Annotated in this window: 18 protein-coding genes and 3 pseudogenes; 6 read left to right on the forward strand and 15 right to left on the reverse strand. The window is 55.8% G+C overall.

What is annotated here, in order from left to right:
• Positions 1 to 4: 4 nt before the first annotated feature.
• The 8 genes from hutH to IPM21_17910 all read right to left on the reverse strand — a co-directional run bounded on the left by hutH (position 5) and on the right by IPM21_17910 (position 8,443).
• Positions 5 to 1,621: a histidine ammonia-lyase gene (hutH, locus tag IPM21_17875; protein MBK9165741.1), complete on the reverse strand. Its 1,617-nt coding sequence runs from the start codon at positions 1,619 to 1,621 to the stop codon at positions 5 to 7.
• A gap of 221 nt (positions 1,622 to 1,842) precedes the next feature.
• Complete coding sequence (locus tag IPM21_17880; protein MBK9165742.1) at positions 1,843 to 3,123, reverse strand: imidazolonepropionase; 1,281 nt, start codon at positions 3,121 to 3,123, stop codon at positions 1,843 to 1,845.
• Positions 3,123 to 3,413: a peroxidase gene (locus tag IPM21_17885; protein ID MBK9165743.1), complete on the reverse strand. Its 291-nt coding sequence runs from the start codon at positions 3,411 to 3,413 to the stop codon at positions 3,123 to 3,125. Before IPM21_17885 ends, IPM21_17880 begins: the two co-directional genes overlap by 1 nt.
• The gene (locus IPM21_17890) at positions 3,414 to 3,695 is read right to left on the reverse strand and encodes a hypothetical protein (protein MBK9165744.1); all 282 of its coding nucleotides are present in this window, start codon (positions 3,693 to 3,695) and stop codon (positions 3,414 to 3,416) included.
• Complete coding sequence (locus IPM21_17895) at positions 3,667 to 4,989, reverse strand: amino acid permease (GenBank protein MBK9165745.1); 1,323 nt, start codon at positions 4,987 to 4,989, stop codon at positions 3,667 to 3,669. Before IPM21_17895 ends, IPM21_17890 begins: the two co-directional genes overlap by 29 nt.
• A gap of 8 nt (positions 4,990 to 4,997) precedes the next feature.
• The gene (locus IPM21_17900; protein ID MBK9165746.1) at positions 4,998 to 5,717 is read right to left on the reverse strand and encodes a hypothetical protein; all 720 of its coding nucleotides are present in this window, start codon (positions 5,715 to 5,717) and stop codon (positions 4,998 to 5,000) included.
• Positions 5,717 to 7,891 carry a TonB-dependent receptor gene (locus IPM21_17905; protein ID MBK9165747.1) on the reverse strand — a complete coding sequence of 725 codons (2,175 nt, stop codon included), beginning with the start codon at positions 7,889 to 7,891 and terminating at the stop codon, positions 5,717 to 5,719. Before IPM21_17905 ends, IPM21_17900 begins: the two co-directional genes overlap by 1 nt.
• A 186-nt stretch (positions 7,892 to 8,077) precedes the next feature.
• Positions 8,078 to 8,443 carry a hypothetical protein gene (locus IPM21_17910; protein MBK9165748.1) on the reverse strand — a complete coding sequence of 122 codons (366 nt, stop codon included), beginning with the start codon at positions 8,441 to 8,443 and terminating at the stop codon, positions 8,078 to 8,080.
• Between the two features lie 49 nt (positions 8,444 to 8,492).
• On the opposite strand from IPM21_17910, the pseudogene hutU (IPM21_17915) reads away from it, so the two are divergent.
• Positions 8,493 to 10,120 (forward strand): annotated as a pseudogene (hutU, locus tag IPM21_17915) (urocanate hydratase).
• A gap of 1,110 nt (positions 10,121 to 11,230) precedes the next feature.
• On the opposite strand, the pseudogene IPM21_17920 reads toward hutU (IPM21_17915), so the two are convergent.
• The 7 genes and pseudogenes from IPM21_17920 to IPM21_17950 all read right to left on the reverse strand — a co-directional run bounded on the left by IPM21_17920 (position 11,231) and on the right by IPM21_17950 (position 14,288).
• Positions 11,231 to 11,441: pseudogene (locus IPM21_17920) on the reverse strand (DUF433 domain-containing protein).
• 344 nt (positions 11,442 to 11,785) lie between these two features.
• Positions 11,786 to 12,496: a TonB-dependent receptor gene (locus IPM21_17925; GenBank protein MBK9165749.1), complete on the reverse strand. Its 711-nt coding sequence runs from the start codon at positions 12,494 to 12,496 to the stop codon at positions 11,786 to 11,788.
• A 274-nt stretch (positions 12,497 to 12,770) separates the two neighbouring features.
• Entirely contained in the window at positions 12,771 to 13,064 is a 294-nt protein-coding gene (locus tag IPM21_17930; GenBank protein MBK9165750.1) for a hypothetical protein, read from the reverse strand.
• Positions 13,033 to 13,380, reverse strand: coding sequence for a hypothetical protein (locus IPM21_17935; protein MBK9165751.1), 348 nt, complete (start codon positions 13,378 to 13,380; stop codon positions 13,033 to 13,035). Before IPM21_17935 ends, IPM21_17930 begins: the two co-directional genes overlap by 32 nt.
• 140 nt (positions 13,381 to 13,520) lie before the next feature.
• Positions 13,521 to 13,748: a carboxypeptidase regulatory-like domain-containing protein gene (locus tag IPM21_17940; protein ID MBK9165752.1), complete on the reverse strand. Its 228-nt coding sequence runs from the start codon at positions 13,746 to 13,748 to the stop codon at positions 13,521 to 13,523.
• A gap of 53 nt (positions 13,749 to 13,801) precedes the next feature.
• Positions 13,802 to 14,179, reverse strand: coding sequence for a hypothetical protein (locus IPM21_17945; GenBank protein ID MBK9165753.1), 378 nt, complete (start codon positions 14,177 to 14,179; stop codon positions 13,802 to 13,804).
• On the reverse strand, positions 14,109 to 14,288 hold the full coding sequence (locus IPM21_17950) for a hypothetical protein (protein ID MBK9165754.1): 180 nt from the start codon (positions 14,286 to 14,288) through the stop codon (positions 14,109 to 14,111). The genes IPM21_17945 and IPM21_17950 overlap by 71 nt, the downstream gene beginning before the upstream one ends.
• Positions 14,289 to 14,337: 49 nt before the next feature.
• On the opposite strand from IPM21_17950, the pseudogene hutU (IPM21_17955) reads away from it, so the two are divergent.
• The 5 genes and pseudogenes from hutU (IPM21_17955) to IPM21_17975 all read left to right on the forward strand — a co-directional run bounded on the left by hutU (IPM21_17955) (position 14,338) and on the right by IPM21_17975 (position 18,994).
• Positions 14,338 to 15,991: pseudogene (gene hutU / locus IPM21_17955) on the forward strand (urocanate hydratase).
• Between the two features lie 59 nt (positions 15,992 to 16,050).
• Complete coding sequence (locus IPM21_17960) at positions 16,051 to 16,608, forward strand: OmpH family outer membrane protein (GenBank protein MBK9165755.1); 558 nt, start codon at positions 16,051 to 16,053, stop codon at positions 16,606 to 16,608.
• Between the two features lie 581 nt (positions 16,609 to 17,189).
• Positions 17,190 to 17,720, forward strand: coding sequence for an ankyrin repeat domain-containing protein (locus IPM21_17965; protein ID MBK9165756.1), 531 nt, complete (start codon positions 17,190 to 17,192; stop codon positions 17,718 to 17,720).
• A 67-nt stretch (positions 17,721 to 17,787) separates the two neighbouring features.
• A complete protein-coding gene (locus tag IPM21_17970; GenBank protein MBK9165757.1) occupies positions 17,788 to 18,261 on the forward strand; it encodes a hypothetical protein in 474 nt (157 codons plus the stop codon).
• A gap of 241 nt (positions 18,262 to 18,502) precedes the next feature.
• A complete protein-coding gene (locus tag IPM21_17975) occupies positions 18,503 to 18,994 on the forward strand; it encodes a hypothetical protein (protein MBK9165758.1) in 492 nt (163 codons plus the stop codon).
• Positions 18,995 to 19,008 lie beyond the last annotated feature (14 nt).

Raw genomic sequence — 19,008 nt, forward strand, 5'->3', positions numbered from 1 at the left:
CAGATCAATCTTTTGTGCGGGTAATAAATTCGCGAACCACGGCCAGGACCTCGTCCATATGGCCCTTCATATACTCGTCCTTTCGGATGAAAGGCACTCGCCGCCGGATGCCTTCATAGATCTCCCGCGTGCCGTTGCCGAGCCGCTTTTCTTCACCGATCCGTGCCTTGCGGAGGTCAACGCCCTGTGCCGCGCAGAAAAGCTCGATAGAAAGAATGTTCGCCAGATTCTCGGCAACCTGCCGCAATTTCAAAGCCGCCGTCGCTCCCATCGAAACGTGGTCCTCTACGTTCGCCGAGCTCGGTATCGTATCGACGCTCGCCGGATGAGCCAGCACTTTGTTCTCGGTGCAAAGTGCCGCGGCCGTGTATTGCACGATCATAAAGCCCGAATTCAGCCCGCCGTTCTCGGTCAGAAATGCAGGCAACACGTGGGCGTTTGAAGATTCATCCGTCAGCCGCATCACCCGCCGCTCGGAGATATTGCCAAGCTCCGCAAGCGCGATGGTCAGGTAATCGAACGCGAGCGCCAGCGGCTCGCCGTGGAAGTTCCCGCCGCTGATCACCTCTATCGACGCGCCGACGCCCGGACGCGGAGCCGCGGCGAGTTGATCTTCTGTTCCCTCGTCCCCGCGTCCCGCATTCTCCGCGTCGCGAACAAATATCAATGGATTATCCGTCACCGAATTAAGCTCGATCTTGAGCAGCCATTCGGCATAGGCGACAGCATCGCGGCATGCTCCGTGGACTTGCGGGATGCAGCGGAGCGTGTAGGCGTCCTGCACATTCGCCGGGTCAAAATCGCGGACAAACTCGCTTCCCTCCAGATGCTTGCGGAGGCTGCGGGCCGTATCTATCTGCCGCGGATGCGGGCGAAGTGCGTGGATCCGCTCATCAAATGCCGAGACCGTCCCATGCAAAGCCTCAAGGCTCAGGCAGCCCGCGACGTCGGCGAGGTCCGCGAGGCGGATCGCCTTTGCGGTCTCAAGCACGCCGAGGGCGGTCATCACGGTCGTGCCGTTGGTCAGGGCAAGCCCCTCTTTTGCTTTTAGCGAGACCGGCGAAAGCCCGGCTTTGCTCAAAGCCTCGGCACCGGACATCACCTCGCCGCCAAATTCCGCACGCCCCTCGCCGATCAATACGCACGCAAAATGAGCCAGCGGCGCAAGGTCACCGCTCGCACCCAAGCTTCCCTTTTCCGGGATCACCGGATGCACGCCGCGATTGAGGCACTCAAGAATAAGCTCAAGCGTCTCAAGCCGAATGCCCGAAAAACCGCGAGCCAGCGTGTTCGCCCGGATGAGCATTATCGCCCGGACCGTCGGCACGTCAAACGCATCGCCGACGCCGACCGCGTGGCTCAGGACGATATTCCGCTGCAGCTCCTCGACCTGTTCGCGGCCGATGATCTTGTCCTTAAAAGCCCCGAAACCGGTCGTGATACCATATGCAACCTCGCCGCGTTCGAGCAATTCATCGACCGCCGCCGCCGCCCGGTTCACATTCACCTGCGCCCGCTCGTCAAGCACAACACGCGGCTGGCCCGGCCGCCCATAGACAACCGCCAGCACCTGCTCAAAGGTAAGGCTTTCGCCATCGATATAGATCGATTCTCTTATCATTTGAAGACTGCGAGCGTTTCTATTTCGAAGAGGCCTTTCGTGAGATCAGAACCGCCCCTACGACGCCAACTATTACGCCGATCCCCCCTGTTCTCACGGTTGTAGAAAGTCCGAACACTTCTCCCAGCAGTCCCAAAATTAGACCGCTCAACAGGCCCACAACCAAAAGCACGAGAATAATTGACCCCCAACTATTTAGTTTCATCGGTTCCTCCGTCAAATTATCTAATTAGTTCCACAACTTCACCGTCTTTAAGTGCCGTCCTGATCATCTGTCCGCCAAATTCGTACGAAACTAGCCGGTAGTCATTCGAATTGATGATGAGTAGATCTGCACATTTTCCGACCTCTATCGAACCATGCATCTCACCGAGTCCGATGGCGTGGGCGGCGTTTATGGTTGCCGCGTTCAGCGCTTCGGCGGGGAGAAGTTTCTGGTAGCGGCAGGCGATCGCCATCGCCATTGGCTGCGATGGGCACGGTGCCGAGCCGGGGTTGTAGTCGGTCGTCAGGGCCACGGCACAGCCCGCGTCTATCATTTTCCTCGCCGGGGCGAATTGCGTTTTGCCGCCGTTGAAATTCTCTGTCGGGATGACGACACCGACCGTTTCGCTTGCGGTAAGCAAGGCGATCTCGTCATCGGAGATCGCATCGAGGTGATCGATCGAGACCGCGTTGCTCTCGACCCCGAGCCGCGACCCGCCGAGGTTTGTGAACTGATCAACGTGTGCCTTGAGCCGAAAGCCGAGTTTCGCGGCCACAGCAAATATTCGCTGAGCGTGCCCGACATCAAAAGCATTCCGCTCGCAAAAGATATCAGCAAAGAACGGCGTCTCGTCGGCAGCAAAGTGCGAGCCCGCATACCATTCCCACGCCTGCGGCAGCATCTCGCCGCAGATCAGCTCGACATAGCCGTCCGGGTCGTCTTTGAACTCCGGCGGAACCGCATGTGCCGCAAGAAAGGTCGGCACAATTTTGATCGAATGACGCTTGTCGAGGGCTTCTATCACCCGCAGCATCTTCAGCTCCGTCGCAGTGTCGAGCCCGTACCCGGTCTTTATTTCGCAGACGGTCGTGCCGCAAGCGAGCATCTTATCGAGCCGGCCGAGAGCTGCGTCGATCAACTCCTCTTCCGTAGCCGCCCGTGTGTTCCGGACGGTCGAGATTATCCCGCCGCCCGCGGCAAGAATATCGAGATATTCCGCCCCTTTGATCTTCAGTTCAAATTCATTCAGCCGGTCACCGGCATAGACGATATGCGTGTGCGGATCGACAAATCCCGGAACTACCGCCCGGCCTTCGGCGTCGATCAATTCAGCGGCCTTGTATTTTCCAAGGATCTCAGCCGATGTTCCGACGGCAGTAAAAACGCCGTCTTTGATCGCAACGGCACCATCGGCAATTATGCCGACGTCCTGCATCGCGGCCCCGCGTTTCGGCCCGCCCGGCGAGGCACAAGTGACAAGCTGACCGGCGTTGTGGATTATAAGGTCATTGACCATTAAAGCGTTTCGCGGCCGATGCCGAGCGAATCGGCAACGCGGTTAATGTAGTTGAACCACGACGCGATGAGCGTTATTTGCAAGATCGCCGTGTCGTCAAAGCCGACCGCCCGCAGCCGCTCGTGATACTCGGGCGTGATCCGCGTGGCATCTTTCGTCAATTGGACAACGTAGTCGAGCATCACCCGCTCGGCCTCCGTTATCGGCGCGGTCGTGTAATCCTCGCGAAGTGCCTCGATCAACCCCTCTTCTAAAGTGACGCGACGCAGAAACTCTGCGTGAGATTCCACTCAGTAAAAGCAGTCGTTCGTGTGCGAGACCATCGTCGCGATCATCTCGTGCTGCCGCCTTTCGAGCGGAAGCTCCGGCGACATCATCGCCGCAAACGCCATGAACGAATGATGAAGAGCATCCGGTATCAGCGTGTGCGAATCGATGATCGATTCGTTGATGGTGCTTGCCCCTTCGGCGGGCGTCGCATATTCCTGCGGATACGACATCCGCGTCTTCATCAGGATCTCTTGAAGCTTCGGGTCGGCGTCCTCAAATTTTATCGTTTTTATCCAGGCCATGTTTTCTCTTGAAAATGAAATGATAAACGGGAATGCCGAGCGAGACAACAACAAGCCCGATGGCGGTCTGCAGCGGATTACGCATTCCGACAAAAAGCAGGACCACGCCGGTCAGGGCAAGATACGCGATCAGCGGCAATGGAAAGAGCGGCGTGCGGTAGCCTTCGGTCGGCAGGCGATGGACGCGAAACAATCCGGCGACCACGAACCCGATCGCCAAAATCACAACGAAAAAGAAGTAACCGAGGATCTCATTAAAACCGCCCGAGACGATCAAAATGGAAGCAAGCGCCATCTGGATCAGTATCGCCAGGTATGGCGTCCCAAACCGCGGATGCAGCTCGCCGACCTTTCGGAAAAACATGCCGTCATTCGCCATCGCATAATAGACACGCGGCGAGACGAGCAGATAGCCGAAAAGCGTTCCGATCACCGAAACACAAACGACCGCGGCAAACACAAGCCCGCCGACCTCGCCAAACAACGCCTGTCCGGCCAAGGCGGCAAAGGCCTCGTCGTTCGCGACGCTGGACGTCGGTACGAGGTAAGCGAAGACGGCACTCGTAGAGATATAAATGATCGAAAGGCCGAGAATGCCAAGGATCAGCGTTCGCGGCACGTTCCGCTGCGGGTCTTTGATCTCGCCCGAAATTCGCGTGACTTCCCACCAACCGGCGAATGCAAAAAAGGCTCCGACAAACCCGCCGGCCAGTGCGCCGAAAACATCCGGCGGCGTGGAAAAGAACGGCGTTAGGTTTGCCCAATCGCCGCGGCCGCTGCCAAAACCGAAAAGTACGATGAAGAGCAGCGTGCCGACCTTAATGAACGTGAGCGCCTTGAGAAATCCCGCCCCGACGCTGGTGCCGATGATCGTTATCAGGCCGATCGAAAGGACCGTGATGATCGCAACAATGGTTTGCGCCGTCGGCGAAAGCTCAAAGATAAAGCTCGCATATGAAGCAAAGCCGACGCCAAAGATCGCCGTCAGCCCCGGGTCAAGCACGAGCAGAACCATCCAGCCGTAAACGAACGCCGCACCTTTGCCGTAAGCCTCGCGGAGATAAACGTAGCTCCCGCCCGCTTCCGGAAACCGCGAGGCAAGCTCCGCATAGCAGAGCGCTCCGCAGAGCGTCATCAGCCCGACCAATGCCCAAATGCCGAACAGCCACGCCGGCGACCCGACCGACTTCGCCATCCCCGCCGGCACTAGAAAAATGCCGACGCCGATCACCTGCCCGATGATCACCGCAACCGCCGTCCAGACCCCAAATTGTCGTTTTAGATCGTTGCTCAAGCTGATGGCTAAAAGACCAGCCGTCCTCCAAATTGGAATGCGCGAGGGCCGCCCGAGCCGAACACGCCGCCGGCCGTCGTCACCGCACGGCCAAAGCTTGGAGTCCCGAGCACATTCCCAAAGCCTGAGAAATTCGTGTTCGAGGTGCCGAGAATGTTCGTTGTGTTGAAGAGATTGAACACCTCCATTATCGGCTCAAGGCGGACCCTTTCCGTGAACTTGAACGTCTTCGAAACGCGCAGGTCAAGCGAACTTAACGTATCATTGAACCGGGCGTCCGCCGGTGCCAGCGGAAGTTGGTCGGCGGGGCCGCGGGCCGCGTTTCGCGAGGTGATGAAGCTGTTAAGCTCGCCCGCATTCCGGAAAAGCCGGCCGCCGGCATTTCTCTGAAGCTCGGGAATACGCGTTTGTCCGCCGGGCAAAAGGATGTCCATCGGAACGCCTGAAGCGAGCGTCAGGATCGGCGAGAGCTTAAAGCCATAAGGCAGGTCGAGTGTTCCGGCGAAGGTGAAGCGATGCCGCTGGTCGTTCGGTGCCGGGCCGTATTCGGCTTCGAGGTTGTTCGGGTTGACCGGGCCGTTGGAGAAAGGCACCTGATCGTCGTTCGCATAGTTGAATGCCTTCGAAAGCGTGTACGACGCCCGAAAACCGAAGCGGTCCGCAAACCGCCGCTCGACGCTCATCAGCAGCCCGTCGTACTTGGTCTTTACGCTCGATTCGAGGTTCACTACGCGTTCCGGCCGCCGATCACCGGATTATCGACCACGCCGATGTCACGGCCGATGATGAAATGCGTACCGAAGTTATGAAGATAATCGACCTTCAGCACCAGGTCGCGTGCAAACTCCCATTGAAACCCGATCGTCGATTGCTGGACCATCGGATTTTGGAGCGAGTTGTCGATAATGTTTATCCCCGAAGCTCCGGCACCCGGCAAAATAAAGCCGGTGAACGGGTCATTGAACCTCGGAGCAAATGGAAGAAACCGGCCGTCTTGATCCAAAAAGATCGGGACGCCGTTCGGGTCCGTGAGAGCGTTTCCGGCCCTGACCACGACCGGAAGTGCACGGCCATCAAGCCCACGCTCAAGCGTGATCAGCTGCAGAACGACGCGGTCGTAATAAATGCCGTATCCGCCGCGGACGACGAACCGATCCTGAAAACCCGACCATGCAAAGCCGACTCGCGGCCCGAAATTGTTGTAGTCCGCCTTCCGGTCGCCGCTGTAGAACGATGCAACGAGCGGATTTATCGCACCGTAGCCGGAGACGTTCTTGACGTTCGTGTCCGCTTCATATCTGAGCCCGGCGTTGATCATTAGGTTTCGCCGCACCCGCCAATCGTCCTGAATAAAGAACGCAAAATGGGTGTTATCGACGTTGTCTAAAGAAAGCGGACGCTCGGGAAACTGGCTCCGAAGTGTGACGGCAAAAAGCAGGTCGTTATCATCAATGACGCCGTCGCTGTTGCGGTCAAAGTTGGCAAAATCCTGCACAAACTCGATCCGCCCATCGCGAAAAACACCGAGGTCGATACTCGAGGTCACTCGCTGCACTTCCCCGCCAAAGGTGACAGCATGGTTGCCGCTGAGGGCGGTCACCTTACCTGCAAGCTGTACGCGATTCTGATCGGTCGCCTGCGGAACGCGGAAACTCGTTCCGTCCAAAATACTCGGAAAGGTTAATTGCCGGCCCGCTTCGATCGGATCGGTCGTGTTCGCGAAGTTGTTGAAGCTGAGGCTGACATCGGCAACGACGGTCGGCGAGAAGACGCGGCTCCAGCTTCCGATCGCAGAGTGAAAGCGATTCTTCAGCTCCTGAAGATACGACGCCGACCCGATCGCCCGGTCGAGCTTGCTCGCACCGCGGGCATCGGCGTCCTGAAACGAGTAATTGAAGCCGAACTTGTCTTTTTCAGTGGCGTAGATATCGAACCGCGTCGTCAGCAGAAGGTCCTTCAACGGTGACTCGGCAAACCCGCGACGGATCACGCGATTCGGGACATCGCGAATGCCGACCAGCGTCGCTCCATCCTGGTCGCGATATTCGACGGCTCCGAAGCCGAAGAACTTGTCCTTGATGAACGGCCCGCCGAGAGTAAAGGCATATTGCTGGCGGTCAAATGGCGGCGCCTCAAGCGAGCGGTCAAACGTCGCCGGCAGTCCCTGCAGCACCTTGTCGCGAGCGAAAAATGAAGCCGAGCCGCTGACGAGGTTTGTCCCGCCCTTTGTGACAACGTTTATCAGCCCCGAACCCGTCCGGCCATATTGAGCCGAGAACCGGTTCGTCGCGACCTGAAATTCCTGAACCGCATCCTGCGGAATATTTATTAGCGAACCCCCGACAACGTCGTCGTTATTGTCCGCCCCATCAACCGTCACACTACCGCCGCGGCCGGCCTGCCCCGCGGACGAAACAACAACCGTATTCGTCTTCGTCGGATCAAAATTCGGAGCGATCGTATTCCCCGGCGTCAGCAAGGCAAGCTCAAGAAAATTGCGGCCGTTGAGCGGAAGGCTTTCGATCTCACGCGACTCGATGACCCTGTCCACATTTGAATCATTCAGTTGAATTTTTGGCTCGTACGCGATCAAATTTAGGACAACAACAACTCCGCCAACTTCCAGCTGGCCGTTAAGTGTTGCATTCTGTCCAACATTGATCGTCAGAGGTTCAGACGTAACTTTGGTCTTAAAACCTGTCCTCTCGATTCGAACCTCATATTGACCAGGAGCGACGGCCGCGTACCGGTAACTTCCGGAAGCGTCCGTAACTACAGATCGCGACTGCCCGGTTGATAGCAGCTTAATCGTGACGATCGCCCCTGGAATTACCGCTCCTGACTGATCCGTCCGACGCCCGAGAGCGAGCCCGTCGGCTGCTGTGCTGCGGCCGCGAGACAAAAAAAAACAACATCAGCACCGCCGCGGCACACTTCTTTAATACGCAGGTTCATTCGGTAATACTTTAGAGGTTCTGTTTTGCGATCTTTGCGTTGATCTCATTGATCATCATCAATCCGGCCGAGCCGTAGTATTTATGATATTCGGCGTTCATTTCGCCATTGATAATGACCGGATCGGTCTCGGTCAGCTTCTTTGCTTCCTCGATCGAATCAACGGCAAAATGAAAAGCCCACGCCAGCCGTCAACCCCGTCGAGCGGCCCCGCGAGTGCGAGCTTACCTTCCGTCGCCAGTCGCGTCATATTCGCAAAATGGCAGGCAAACATAGCTTTACGTTCCGCTCCCTCTGGCATTTTCTTCGGCCCGGTCTTTAGGATGACAAGTACATACGGCCGCATCCCGCGTTCGTCCGCCCCAAGCTTCTTCGCCAGCTCCGCGTCGTATTTCGTACCCGCCGGCGTCGCCTTTGCCTCAGGCTGTTGGGCAACTGCGGTCAACGAAACTGCAGCCACCGCTATTGAAACAGAAAGTAAATTCCTCAAAGTTTTCATATCGTGCTTTGCTTCCTTCTAGATAATTACGATAAAACTTAGCATAATTATGACACGAATCGTGAAGGCCCCGCGGGGCACTGAGCTTACCTGTAAGAACTGGCTAATCGAAGCTGCCTATCGGATGATCCAGAACAATCTAGACGCCGAGGTCGCTTTCGACCCGGAGAATCTGATCGTTTACGGCGGCCGCGGGAAGGCGGCCAGAAACTGGGCAAGCTTCGACGCCCTATTGAAATGCCTGCGTGAATTGAATGAGGACGAGACTCTGCTCGTCCAATCGGGCAAGCCGGTCAGGCGTTTTCAAGAGCCACACGGACGCACCGCGTGTCCTGATCGCAAATTCCAATATCGTGCCGCACTGGGCGACGCAGGAGCAGTTCGACCAATACGAACGCGACGGCCTGATGATGTACGGCCAGATGACGGCCGGTTCGTGGATCTACATCGGCACCCAGGGGATCCTCCAAGGGACCTACGAAACCTTCGGCTCGCTCGCTCGGCAGCACGGCTGGGGAACGCTCGCCGGCAAGCTCGTGCTGACCGCTTCGGCCTCGGCGAGATGGGCGGGAGCTCAGGCTCAGGCAATCACTTTCAACGGTGGTGTGGGTTTGCTGGTCGAAGTGGACCCGTGGCGGATCGAGCGTCGGCTGCAGCTAAACCAGGTCGATGTCGCGGCGAAAGACCTTGACAACGCCATCGCCATCGCAAACGAGGCCCTGGCGTCCAAAGAAGCGAAGTCCATCGCCTTACTCGGCAACGCCGCTGAGATACATTGGGAACTGCTCGAACGCGGCATCGCGCCGGACGTCGTCACCGACCAAACCTCGGCCCACGATGTGCTCTATGGTTACATTCCCGTCGGATACACGGTCGAAGAGCGGCCGAATTCCGAAAGAAGGATCAGAAGCTTACGAACGCCGTGCGATGGACTCAATGGCCCGACATGTCGAGGCAATGCTCGAATTCCAGCGTCGAGGTTCGGTCGTTTTCGATTACGGGAACAACCTCCGCCAACGTGCAAAGGACAACGGCGTCGCGAACGCGTTCGATTATCCCGGCTTCGTGCCGGCTTACATCCGCCCGCTCTTTTGCGAGGGTAAAGGCCCGTTCCGCTGGGTCGCGCTTTCGGGCGATAAGGAAGACATCTACAAGACCGACGAGGCGATAATGAACCTCTTCCCGAGGACGACCATCTCGCCCGCTGGCTGACGATGGCGCAGGAGCAGGTCGAATTTCGGGCCTGCCCGCACGCATCTGCTGGCTCGGTTACGGGCTCGTGCCAAGGCGGGCTTGAAGCTAAACGAAATGGTCGCCTCCGGCGAACTGAAAGCCCGATCGTCATCGGCCGCGACCACCTCGATTGCGGCAGCGTCGCGTCGCCAAACCGCGAGACCGAATCGATGAAAGACGGCTCCGACGCCATTGCCGACTGGGTCTACCTCAACGCGATGATCAACGTGGCGGGCGGTGCGACTTGGGTCCGCTCCACCACGGCGGCGGCGTCGGCATCGGATATTCCTCTCCACGCCGGACAGGTCATCGTCGCCGACGGCACGCCCGGAAGCCGCCCGCCGCATCGAACGCGTCCTAACCACCGACCCCGGCATGGGCGTCATCCGCCACGCCGACGCCCGGCTACGAAGAAGCTATCAGGTTGCCGAGAAAATGATGTAAAGATTCGATGATGATTATTCCGAGGTTAGGCCGCCGAAAATGATCGCGATAATATCCTTCGTAAATTTTTACTATTAATTCAGCACAGCTCGCGTTTGCCAACTGTGCCGAAGACAACCAACGGCCGGGTCACCCGATGAACCCACCACACCGGTAGGCGTTGCCGAGAAGACTATCCGTCCGGCCTGCCACCGCAACCGACATGTCCAGATGAGAAGCGGGTTGTGGTTCACTCAAAATTCGCTCAGGTCAGGAGGTGATGCGTCAAATGGGTATACTTGGCACCCGCCGCTTTCAACGAGAAGAATTTACGTATTCTGTTCGAATGGCCTTGAGCAAAGAGAATCCGGAACCCAGAGCATTTGATCGTGTCCTTGAGACCGACTGGTCGCGGGTACTTTTATTCTGACGGGCGGCGGGGCACGAGGCTTCAGGAAGATGGGAGACCCTCACGAGAACGACTTTCTCCAGGGCAATTTATTTTCGTCGGCCGGGCAAAGGCGACCGAAACAGAAAGGAATACTTTCGCTACAGTCCTCGCATCCACCTAGATCAATTCCGCTTCAATACCGTCATTCTAAAGAAATAGTATTGTGAGAAATCAGGAGAGCTACCCAAACGATGCCAGATGGGAGAAGCAATAGATTTCACTGAGAAGGAATCGATATTCGACTGCCGATGAAATCGTGGCCGCCCGAGTGTTTGAATCCAAAGGAAGCGGGTTAGTAGGAGAGCGATTTATATCGCTGGTCGATGGTTAGGAGCATCGCGCTTTCCAAGTTCTGTGAGAGGGATCGCCGGAAGGTTTCCGTCTCGAAGGGGACTTCCAACGGTTTTTCAGTAGATATGTTCCCAGTTTTTTAATATGAGAGCAATTTAAATGGTTCCGCTTCAAGCCTGTATAGCTGTCGTAAAGAAAATCGCCATCCTTTGAAATCACGATACGGCTTTCCGCGATCGACAATTCGTTGATCTCAGTGTCGGCCTTCGTATCGTTTTCCATTCGGAGTTGTTTTTGTATGAACGGCGTCAAAACCCTTTCCTTTAGGAATTTCGAGCGGGCGGGAGTTGGGCTGTCGACCAGAAACTTTCATCTTGCCAATTCGCTTATCAGACCAACGTTGGCGGAGGACGAGCCGCGAATATGAATAACGACATCGAGGTCTGCTTTTCCCGAGATCGTCGCAGAGTCAGCGGGGATCCGTCGGTGGTCATTCCGGAAGCCATCAATTTCAAGCTTTGTCTCGACCGGATATCGCTTATTTCTGATGGTCGGTTTCCCATGACAAATGTCGGGATTTATCGTTATTCGCTCAAGAATTTTCTTGTTGCATAGCTGAGCAGTTTATCACAATCGAATCGTTATGCCATGACTTACCTCGCCAGATCCTTCCCTCGATTTACTCAATCCGAAAAGCAAATTGATGGCGAGGATTATTAGGAACGCCAACCGAATCAGGCTGTAGGGATTCCCAAGGTTTGGAAGCGTTGGGTTAGGATTGGGGATCGATGGTTGGGAATGAGGCCGGACCGAGGTTATGGCCATCGGTTCGGGACAGACCCAAACGCTGTCGTGATCGCCAGCACGGCCGAGTAGCCGGCGATGGTCGCGATAATGTTTATCCCCGAAGCTCCGGCACCTGGCAAATAAAGCCGGTGAACAGGTCATTGAACCTCGGAGCAAATGGAAGAAACCGGCCGTCTTGATCCAAAAAAGATCGGGACGCCGTTCGGGTCCGTGAGAGCGTTTCCGGCCCTGACCACGACCGGAAGTGCACGGCCATCAAGCCCACGCTCAAGCGTGATCAGCTGCAGAACAACGCGGTCATAATAAATGCCGTATCCGCCGCGGACGACGAACCGATCCTGAAAACCCGACCATGCAAAGCCGACTCGCGGCCCGAAATTGTTGTAGTCCGCCTTCCGGTCGCCGCTGTAGAACGATGCAACGAGCGGATTTATCGCACCGTAGCCGGAGACGTTCTTGACGTTCGTGTCCGCTTCATATCTGAGCCCGGCGTTGATCGTTAGGTTTCGCCGCACCCGCCAATCGTCCTGAATAAAAAAGGCGAAATGCGTGTTGTCAACATTATCCAGCGAGAGCGGCCGCTCGGGAAACTGGCTCCGGAGCGTTACGGCAAAAAGCAGGTCATTATCATCAATGACGCCGTCGTTGTTGCGGTCAAAGTCTGCAAAATCCTGGACGAACTCGATCCGCCCATCGCGAAAAACACCGAGGTCGATACTCGAGGTCACTCGCTGCACTTCCCCGCCAAAGGTGACAGCATGGTTGCCGCTGAGGGCGGTCACCTTACCTGCAAGCTGTACGCGATTCTGATCGGTCGCCTGCGGAACGCGGAAACTCGTTCCGTCCAAAATACTCGGAAAGGTTAATTGCCGGCCCGCCTCGATCGGATCGGTCGTGTTCGCGAAGTTATTGAAGCTAAGGCTGACATCGGCAACGACGGTCGGCGAAAAGACGCGGCTCCAGCTTCCGATCGCAGAATGGAAACGATTCTTCAGCTCCTGAAGATACGACGCCGACCCGATCGCCCGGTCGAGCTTGCTCCACCGCGGGCATCGGCGTCCTGAAACGAGTAATTGAAGCCGAACTTGTCTTTTTCGGTGGCGTAGATATCGAACCGCGTCGTCAGCAGAGGTCCTTCAGCGGTGACTCGGCAAACCCGCGACGGATCGCGCGATTCGGGACGTCGCGGATGCCGACCAGCGTCGCTCCATCCTGATCGCGATATTCGACCGCACCAAAGCCGAAGAACTTGTCCTTAATGAACGGCCCGCCGAGCGTGAACGCATATTGCTGGCGGTCAAATGGCGGTGCCACGAGCGAGCGATCAAACGTCGCCGGCAGTCCCTGAAGCACCTTATCGCGGGCAAAAAATGAGGCCGAGCCGCTAATGATATTTGTCCCGCCCTTTGGCGACAACGTTTATCAGCCCCGAACCCGTCCGGCCATATTGAGCCGAGAACCGGTTCGTCGCGACCTGAAATTCCTGAGCCGCATCCTGCGGAATTTTTATTAGCGAGCCGCCGACAACGTCATCATTATTATCCGCCCCATCAACCGTCACGCTCCCGCCGCGGCCGACCTGCCCGGCGGAGGAAATGACGACCGTATTCGTCTTCGTCGGGTCAAAATTCGGAGCGATCGTATTCCCAGGCGTCAGCAAAGCAAGCTCGAGAAAATTGCGGCCGTTGAGCGGAAGGCTTTCGATCTCACGCGACTCGATGACCCTGTCCACATTTGAATCATTCAGTTGAATTTTTGGCTCGTACGCGATCAAATTTAGGACGACAACAACTCCGCCAACTTCCAGCTGGCCGTTAAGTGTTGCATTCTGTCCAACATTGATCGTCAGAGGGTTCAGACGTAACTTTGGTCTTAAAACCTGTCCTCTCGAGGTTCGACCACCTCATATTGACCAGGAGGGACGGCCGCGTACCGGTAACTTCCGGAAGCGTCCGTAACTACAGATCGCGACTGCCCGGTTGATAGCGGCTTAATCGTGACGATCGCCCCTGGAATTACCGCTCCTGGCTGATCCGTCACGACGCCCGAGAGCGAGCCCGTCGGCTGCTGTGCTGCGGCCGCGAGACAAAAAAACAACATCAGCACCGCCGCGCGGCACACTTCTTTAATACGCAGGTTCATTCGGTAATACTTTAGAGGTTCTGTTTTGCGATCTTTGCGTTGATCTCATTGATCATCATCAATCCGGCCGAGCCGTAGTATTTATGATATTCGGCGATCATTTCGCCATTGATAATGACCGGATCGGTCTCGGTCAGCTTCTTTGCTTCCTCGATCGAATCAACGGCAAAAATGAAAAGCCCACGCCAGCCGTCAACCCGGTCGAGTGGCCCCGCGAGCACGAGCTTGCCTTCCGTCGCCAGTCGCGTCATATTCGCAAAATGGCGAGCAAACATAGCTTTGCGTTCCGCTCCTCTGGCATTTTCTTCGGCCCGGTCTTTAGGATGACAAGTACATACGGCCGCATCCCGCGTTCGTCCGCCCCAGCTTCTTCGCAAGCTCCGCGTCATATTTCGTACCCGCCGGCGTCGCCTTTGCCTCAGGCTGTTGGGCAACTGCGGTCAACGAAACTGCAGCCACCGCTATTGAAACAGAAAGTAAATTCCTCAAAGTTTTCATATCGTGCTTTGCTTCCTTCTAGATAATTACGATAAAACTTAGCATAATTATGACACGAATCATGAAGGCCCGCGGAAGCACTGAGCTTACCTGTAAGAACTGGCTAATCGAAGCTGCCTATCGGATGATCCAGAACAATCTAGACGCCGAGGTCGCTTTCGACCGGAGAATCTGATCGTTTACGGCGGCCGCGGGGAAGGCGGCTTCAGAAACTGGAAAGCTTCGACGCCATATTGAAATGCCTGCGTGAATTGAATGAGGACGAGACTCTGCTTGTCCAATCCGGCAAGCCGGTAGGCGTTTTCAAAAGCCACACGGACGCTCCGCGAGTGCTGCTCGCCAATTCGAACATCGTTCCGCATTGGGCGACGCAGGAGCAGTTTGACCAATACGAAGGCGACGGCCTAATGATGTACGGCCAGATGACGGCAGGTTCGTGGATCTACATCGGCACGCAAGGCATCCTCCAAGGCACCTACGAAACCTTCGGCTCGCTCGCACGGCAACACGGTTGGGGAACGCTCGCCGGCAAACTCGTGCTGACCGCCGGCCTCGGCGAGATGGGCGGGGCTCAGGCTCAGGCAATCACTTTCAATGGTGGTGTGGGTTTGCTGGTCGAAGTGGACCCGTGGCGCATCGAGCGTCGGCTGCAGCTAAAGCAGGTCGATGTCGCGGCGAAAGACCTTGACAACGCCATCGCCATCGCAAACGAAGGCCGTGGCGTCCAAAGAAGCGAAGTCCATCGCCTTACTCGGCAACGCCGCTGAGATACATTGGGAACTGCTCGAACGCGGCATCGCGCCGGACGTCGTCACCGACCAAACCTCGGCCCACGATGTGCTCTATGGTTACATTCCCGTCGGATACACGGTCGAAGAGGCTACTGAATTCCGAAAGAAGGATCAGGAAGCTTACGAACGCCGTGCGATGGACTCAATGGCCCGACATGTCGAGGCAATGCTCGAATTCCAGCGTCGAGGTTCGGTCGTTTTCGATTACGGGAACAACCTCCGCCAACGTGCAAAGGACAACGGCGTCGCGAACGCCGTTCGATTATCGGCTTCGTGCCGGCTTACATCCGCCCGCTCTTTTGCGAGGGTAAAGGCCCGTTTCGCTGGGTCGCTCTTTCGGGCGATAAGGAAGACATCTACAAGACCGACGAGGCGATAATGAACCTCTTCCCCGAGGACGACCATCTCGCCCGCTGGCTGACGATGGCGCAGGAGCAGGTCGAATTTCAGGGCCTGCCCGCACGCATCTGCTGGCTCGGTTACGGTGCTCGTGCCAAGGCGGGTTTGAAGCTAAACGAAATGGTCGCGTCCGGCGAACTGAAAGCTCCGATCGTCATCGGCCGCGATCATCTCGACTGCGGCAGCGTCGCCTCGCCAAACCGCGAGACCGAAGCGATGAAGGACGGCAGCGACGCCATCGCCGACTGGGTCTATCTGAACGCGATGATCAACGTCGCGGGCGGTGCGACGTGGGTCTCGCTCCACCACGGCGGCGGCGTCGGCATCGGGTATTCTCTCCACGCCGGACAGGTCATCGTCGCCGACGGCACGCCCGAAGCCGCCCGCCGCATCGAACGCGTCCTAACCACCGACCCCGGCATGGGCGTCATCCGCCACGCTGACGCCCGCTACGAAGAAGCTATAGAATTCGCCGAAAAGAACGAGGTTAAATTGCCGATGCAGTCAAAGTAAACCACGTTTCCCGTTTCCTTACTCTTTCAAGATCAAACAAGGAGTCAGGTCCCTTTTTAATGAAAAACTTTACAGTCTTAACCCTCACGATATTTTTTGCATTCGCGTTTGCCGCGTCTGCAGTGGCCCAAGCCCCGGCCGGCGGACGCATCGCCGTTATTGACACCCAAGCTTTCGAAAAAGACGGCACCGGCATCACAAAATATGTGAACGCAATTAAAACGGTCGAAATAGAGTTTGCACCGGTCAAGCGAGAGCTCGAAACGATCGCCGCCCGCATCCAGACGCTCGACAAAGAAATTAAGGATGCACGCAATAATCCCTCGGGCGTCGATCAACAAGCGGCCCAGCGAAAGGTCGATGAATACGAAAAGCTGGTGCGTGATTATCGCTTTAAGGAAGAAGATGCCAAGACCCACATCAACCGCCGCTTCACCCAGGTGACAACTCCTTTGAATCAGGCCATCGGCACCGCGCTCAACGAATACGGAAAACAAAAGGGCTACGCGATAATTCTCGATATCTCTCGCGACACCGCCGGCCTCATCGTCGCCATCCCCGACGAAAAGATCGACATCACAAAAGACTTCATCGCCTTCTACAACGCAAAGCCCTAACAGGCGGAACACGGAATTCCAATGCAGAAACCCGACCTGTAGGGAGGGTGTGCTCTCCCGAATTCGGAATGATGAAGTGGAATCGCGCACCGTGTCCGAGGCCCGACCGTAAGGAAGGGCTCCAATGCCGAAGCCCGCGCGTCAGCAAGGGCGTTTCATCCAATGCGGGATTCCAAGGCGGAAACCCGACCTGTAGGGAGGGTGTGCTCACCTAAATGCGAAATGAAGGATCCGGAATCTGAGATCCGGAATTTTTCCGACCGTGTCTTCTGTGCTCCGCGTTCTGTGCCTTCCGTGGTCCGTTCGATTCCGCTTCACCGCCCGTTTTTTTTACAGTTGACACCCTTCCTACCGGTCGGGTTTCGGCCTGTGTGAGGCCACCCATTCTGGGGTTCGACTACCCCTCTTGACACAAATGCTAGAATCGCTCCGTGAGGCAGGTAATCAAACAATGGAAGTTGTGTCTCCGGCATCCGGCGTTGGCGGTGGTAGCGAGTTGTTTGTTCGCGACCGGCTGTGGGAATGGCATCGAAATGACAGAAACTTCCGAGTTTCGAACTGCACGCCCGTCGAATACTCCTGTGCAACTCAAGGCAACAAAGGAGAACGGAGGCAAGCGGTGTGAGGCAAAGCGATATGATCACGGCAACCTTCCTGAGGAGAACACGCCGGAGTATAAACGTTGCCTAAATTTGCAAAAACAATTGGGCGAAGCCGTTCGGTCCGGGGATAACTCGGATCTTGCGATATTGCTTGAAGCAGGAGCCAACGTAAACGGAGCCTACTACAATGAATATGTTCCATTGGGTGTGGCGGTCATGGCGGGTCGCGCTGAAGCCGTAAGATTTCTGATTGAGAACGGGGCCGAAGTGAATCCGAAGTATAAATGGGATGCAACGCCTTTGCATCAAGCTGCTATTTACAATTTCGTCGACATCGCGAGAATCCTGATCGAGAATGGAGCAAACGTCTGTGCGAGGATGATCGACGACGTTGCGGGTAGGGGAAGCGAAGAACTCGTCCTTGTAACTCCCCTCGAAGTCGCGAACGCGATGGGTCACCGAGAAATGACCAAGCTCCTGCATGAAGCAGGCTCGAGCGGATGTCCCTAAAGTCGCTTTGCCCCACCGACGCGCCCTTTACGCTACTACTAAAGTCGCAATGCTACGAGGACGGTGAATGATTTCGCGAAAGCTTCTATTCGTCTATCTGTTTCTTATCTGCGGTTGTTCTCTTTCCGGGCATCCGTCGGATAATGAACTGATGCAGCGGTTTTCGATGCACAAAGCTGACTTTGTTCGTCTTTCTGTAATGCTTGAGGAAGACAATGACATCGTTAGAATGACCAACGGTGAAATATTCTTTTCAGGCGAATCAAGACAAATCCCCAGTGAGAGGCGATCTGAATATCGAAGTTTGATCGAGAAACTTGAACTCGATACTGGAATTCATCGTGACAACGTTAAATCAGTTCGCCTGATCGCCTCATCGAAAGGGTTCTCGACAGCTACCTCGGAGAAAAGTTTTCTACATTCGACCGAGGATGTCGGGCCTTTAGCAGACTCTCTGGATAACCTAGGGTCGAAAGGCAAGCAGCCGTCTGTTTACAAGAAACTTGACGATCATTGGTACATCGTTTTCGAAAGTTGGTAAATTTCCAAGGTCATTTCCCAAAAACGAAAAGACCGCCTTCGTCGTTGCAAGTACCATCAGGCCTTCGATTCGGGCAAAGGTGTTTTGGATGCGTGTGGTGCGGGCCTGTGGGATATACAGCATCGATTGGGGGATCAATATGCTTGTTCGGTTTCTTGGGGTTTTAGGTCTATCGATATTGCTTCTGAGTTGTTCGAATGAGCGGCAAATAAATGCTTCGGAAGTGCTTCGTAACGATTCGTTGAATCAAGAAACTCGGCCGGAAGTAGAGAACAAGACCGATTCGCCAGTAACGGCGTTTGGCGTTTTTTCCAATATTGACGGAAACGGGGTACATGAATCGGGGTATGCGGTCGAGCTTTGGAGTTACGAAGGAGATCTTGTCGGTTTTCTTATAGGGTCGGCCGGCACAAGGCTTGTCGGTGATCCGCCAACCGGGATACTAAGGGATGTAATGTATAACTCCGATACCGGACTCATCTCGTTTCGGGCAAGGATCGGGGATGTTGATCATGAATTTGACGGGAACCTTGCAGAGAAGAGACTCAGCGGAAGGCTTTTCGACATGAGCGGACGCCTTCAAAGCCAACGATGCGATGAAGCCGTGAAAATCGTCCTGCCAAGATCGCAGAAACAAACCGATGAACTGGAAGAATATCCATCGTACGAGAAATGGAAAGAGGATATGAACGAAATTCTCAAATTTCGCGGCTTCAAGGAGACTGCTGAATAAGGCTGAGAACTTCG

It is taken from the genome of Acidobacteriota bacterium, from assembly GCA_016716435.1.
Classification (GTDB): Bacteria; Acidobacteriota; Blastocatellia; order Pyrinomonadales; family Pyrinomonadaceae; genus OLB17.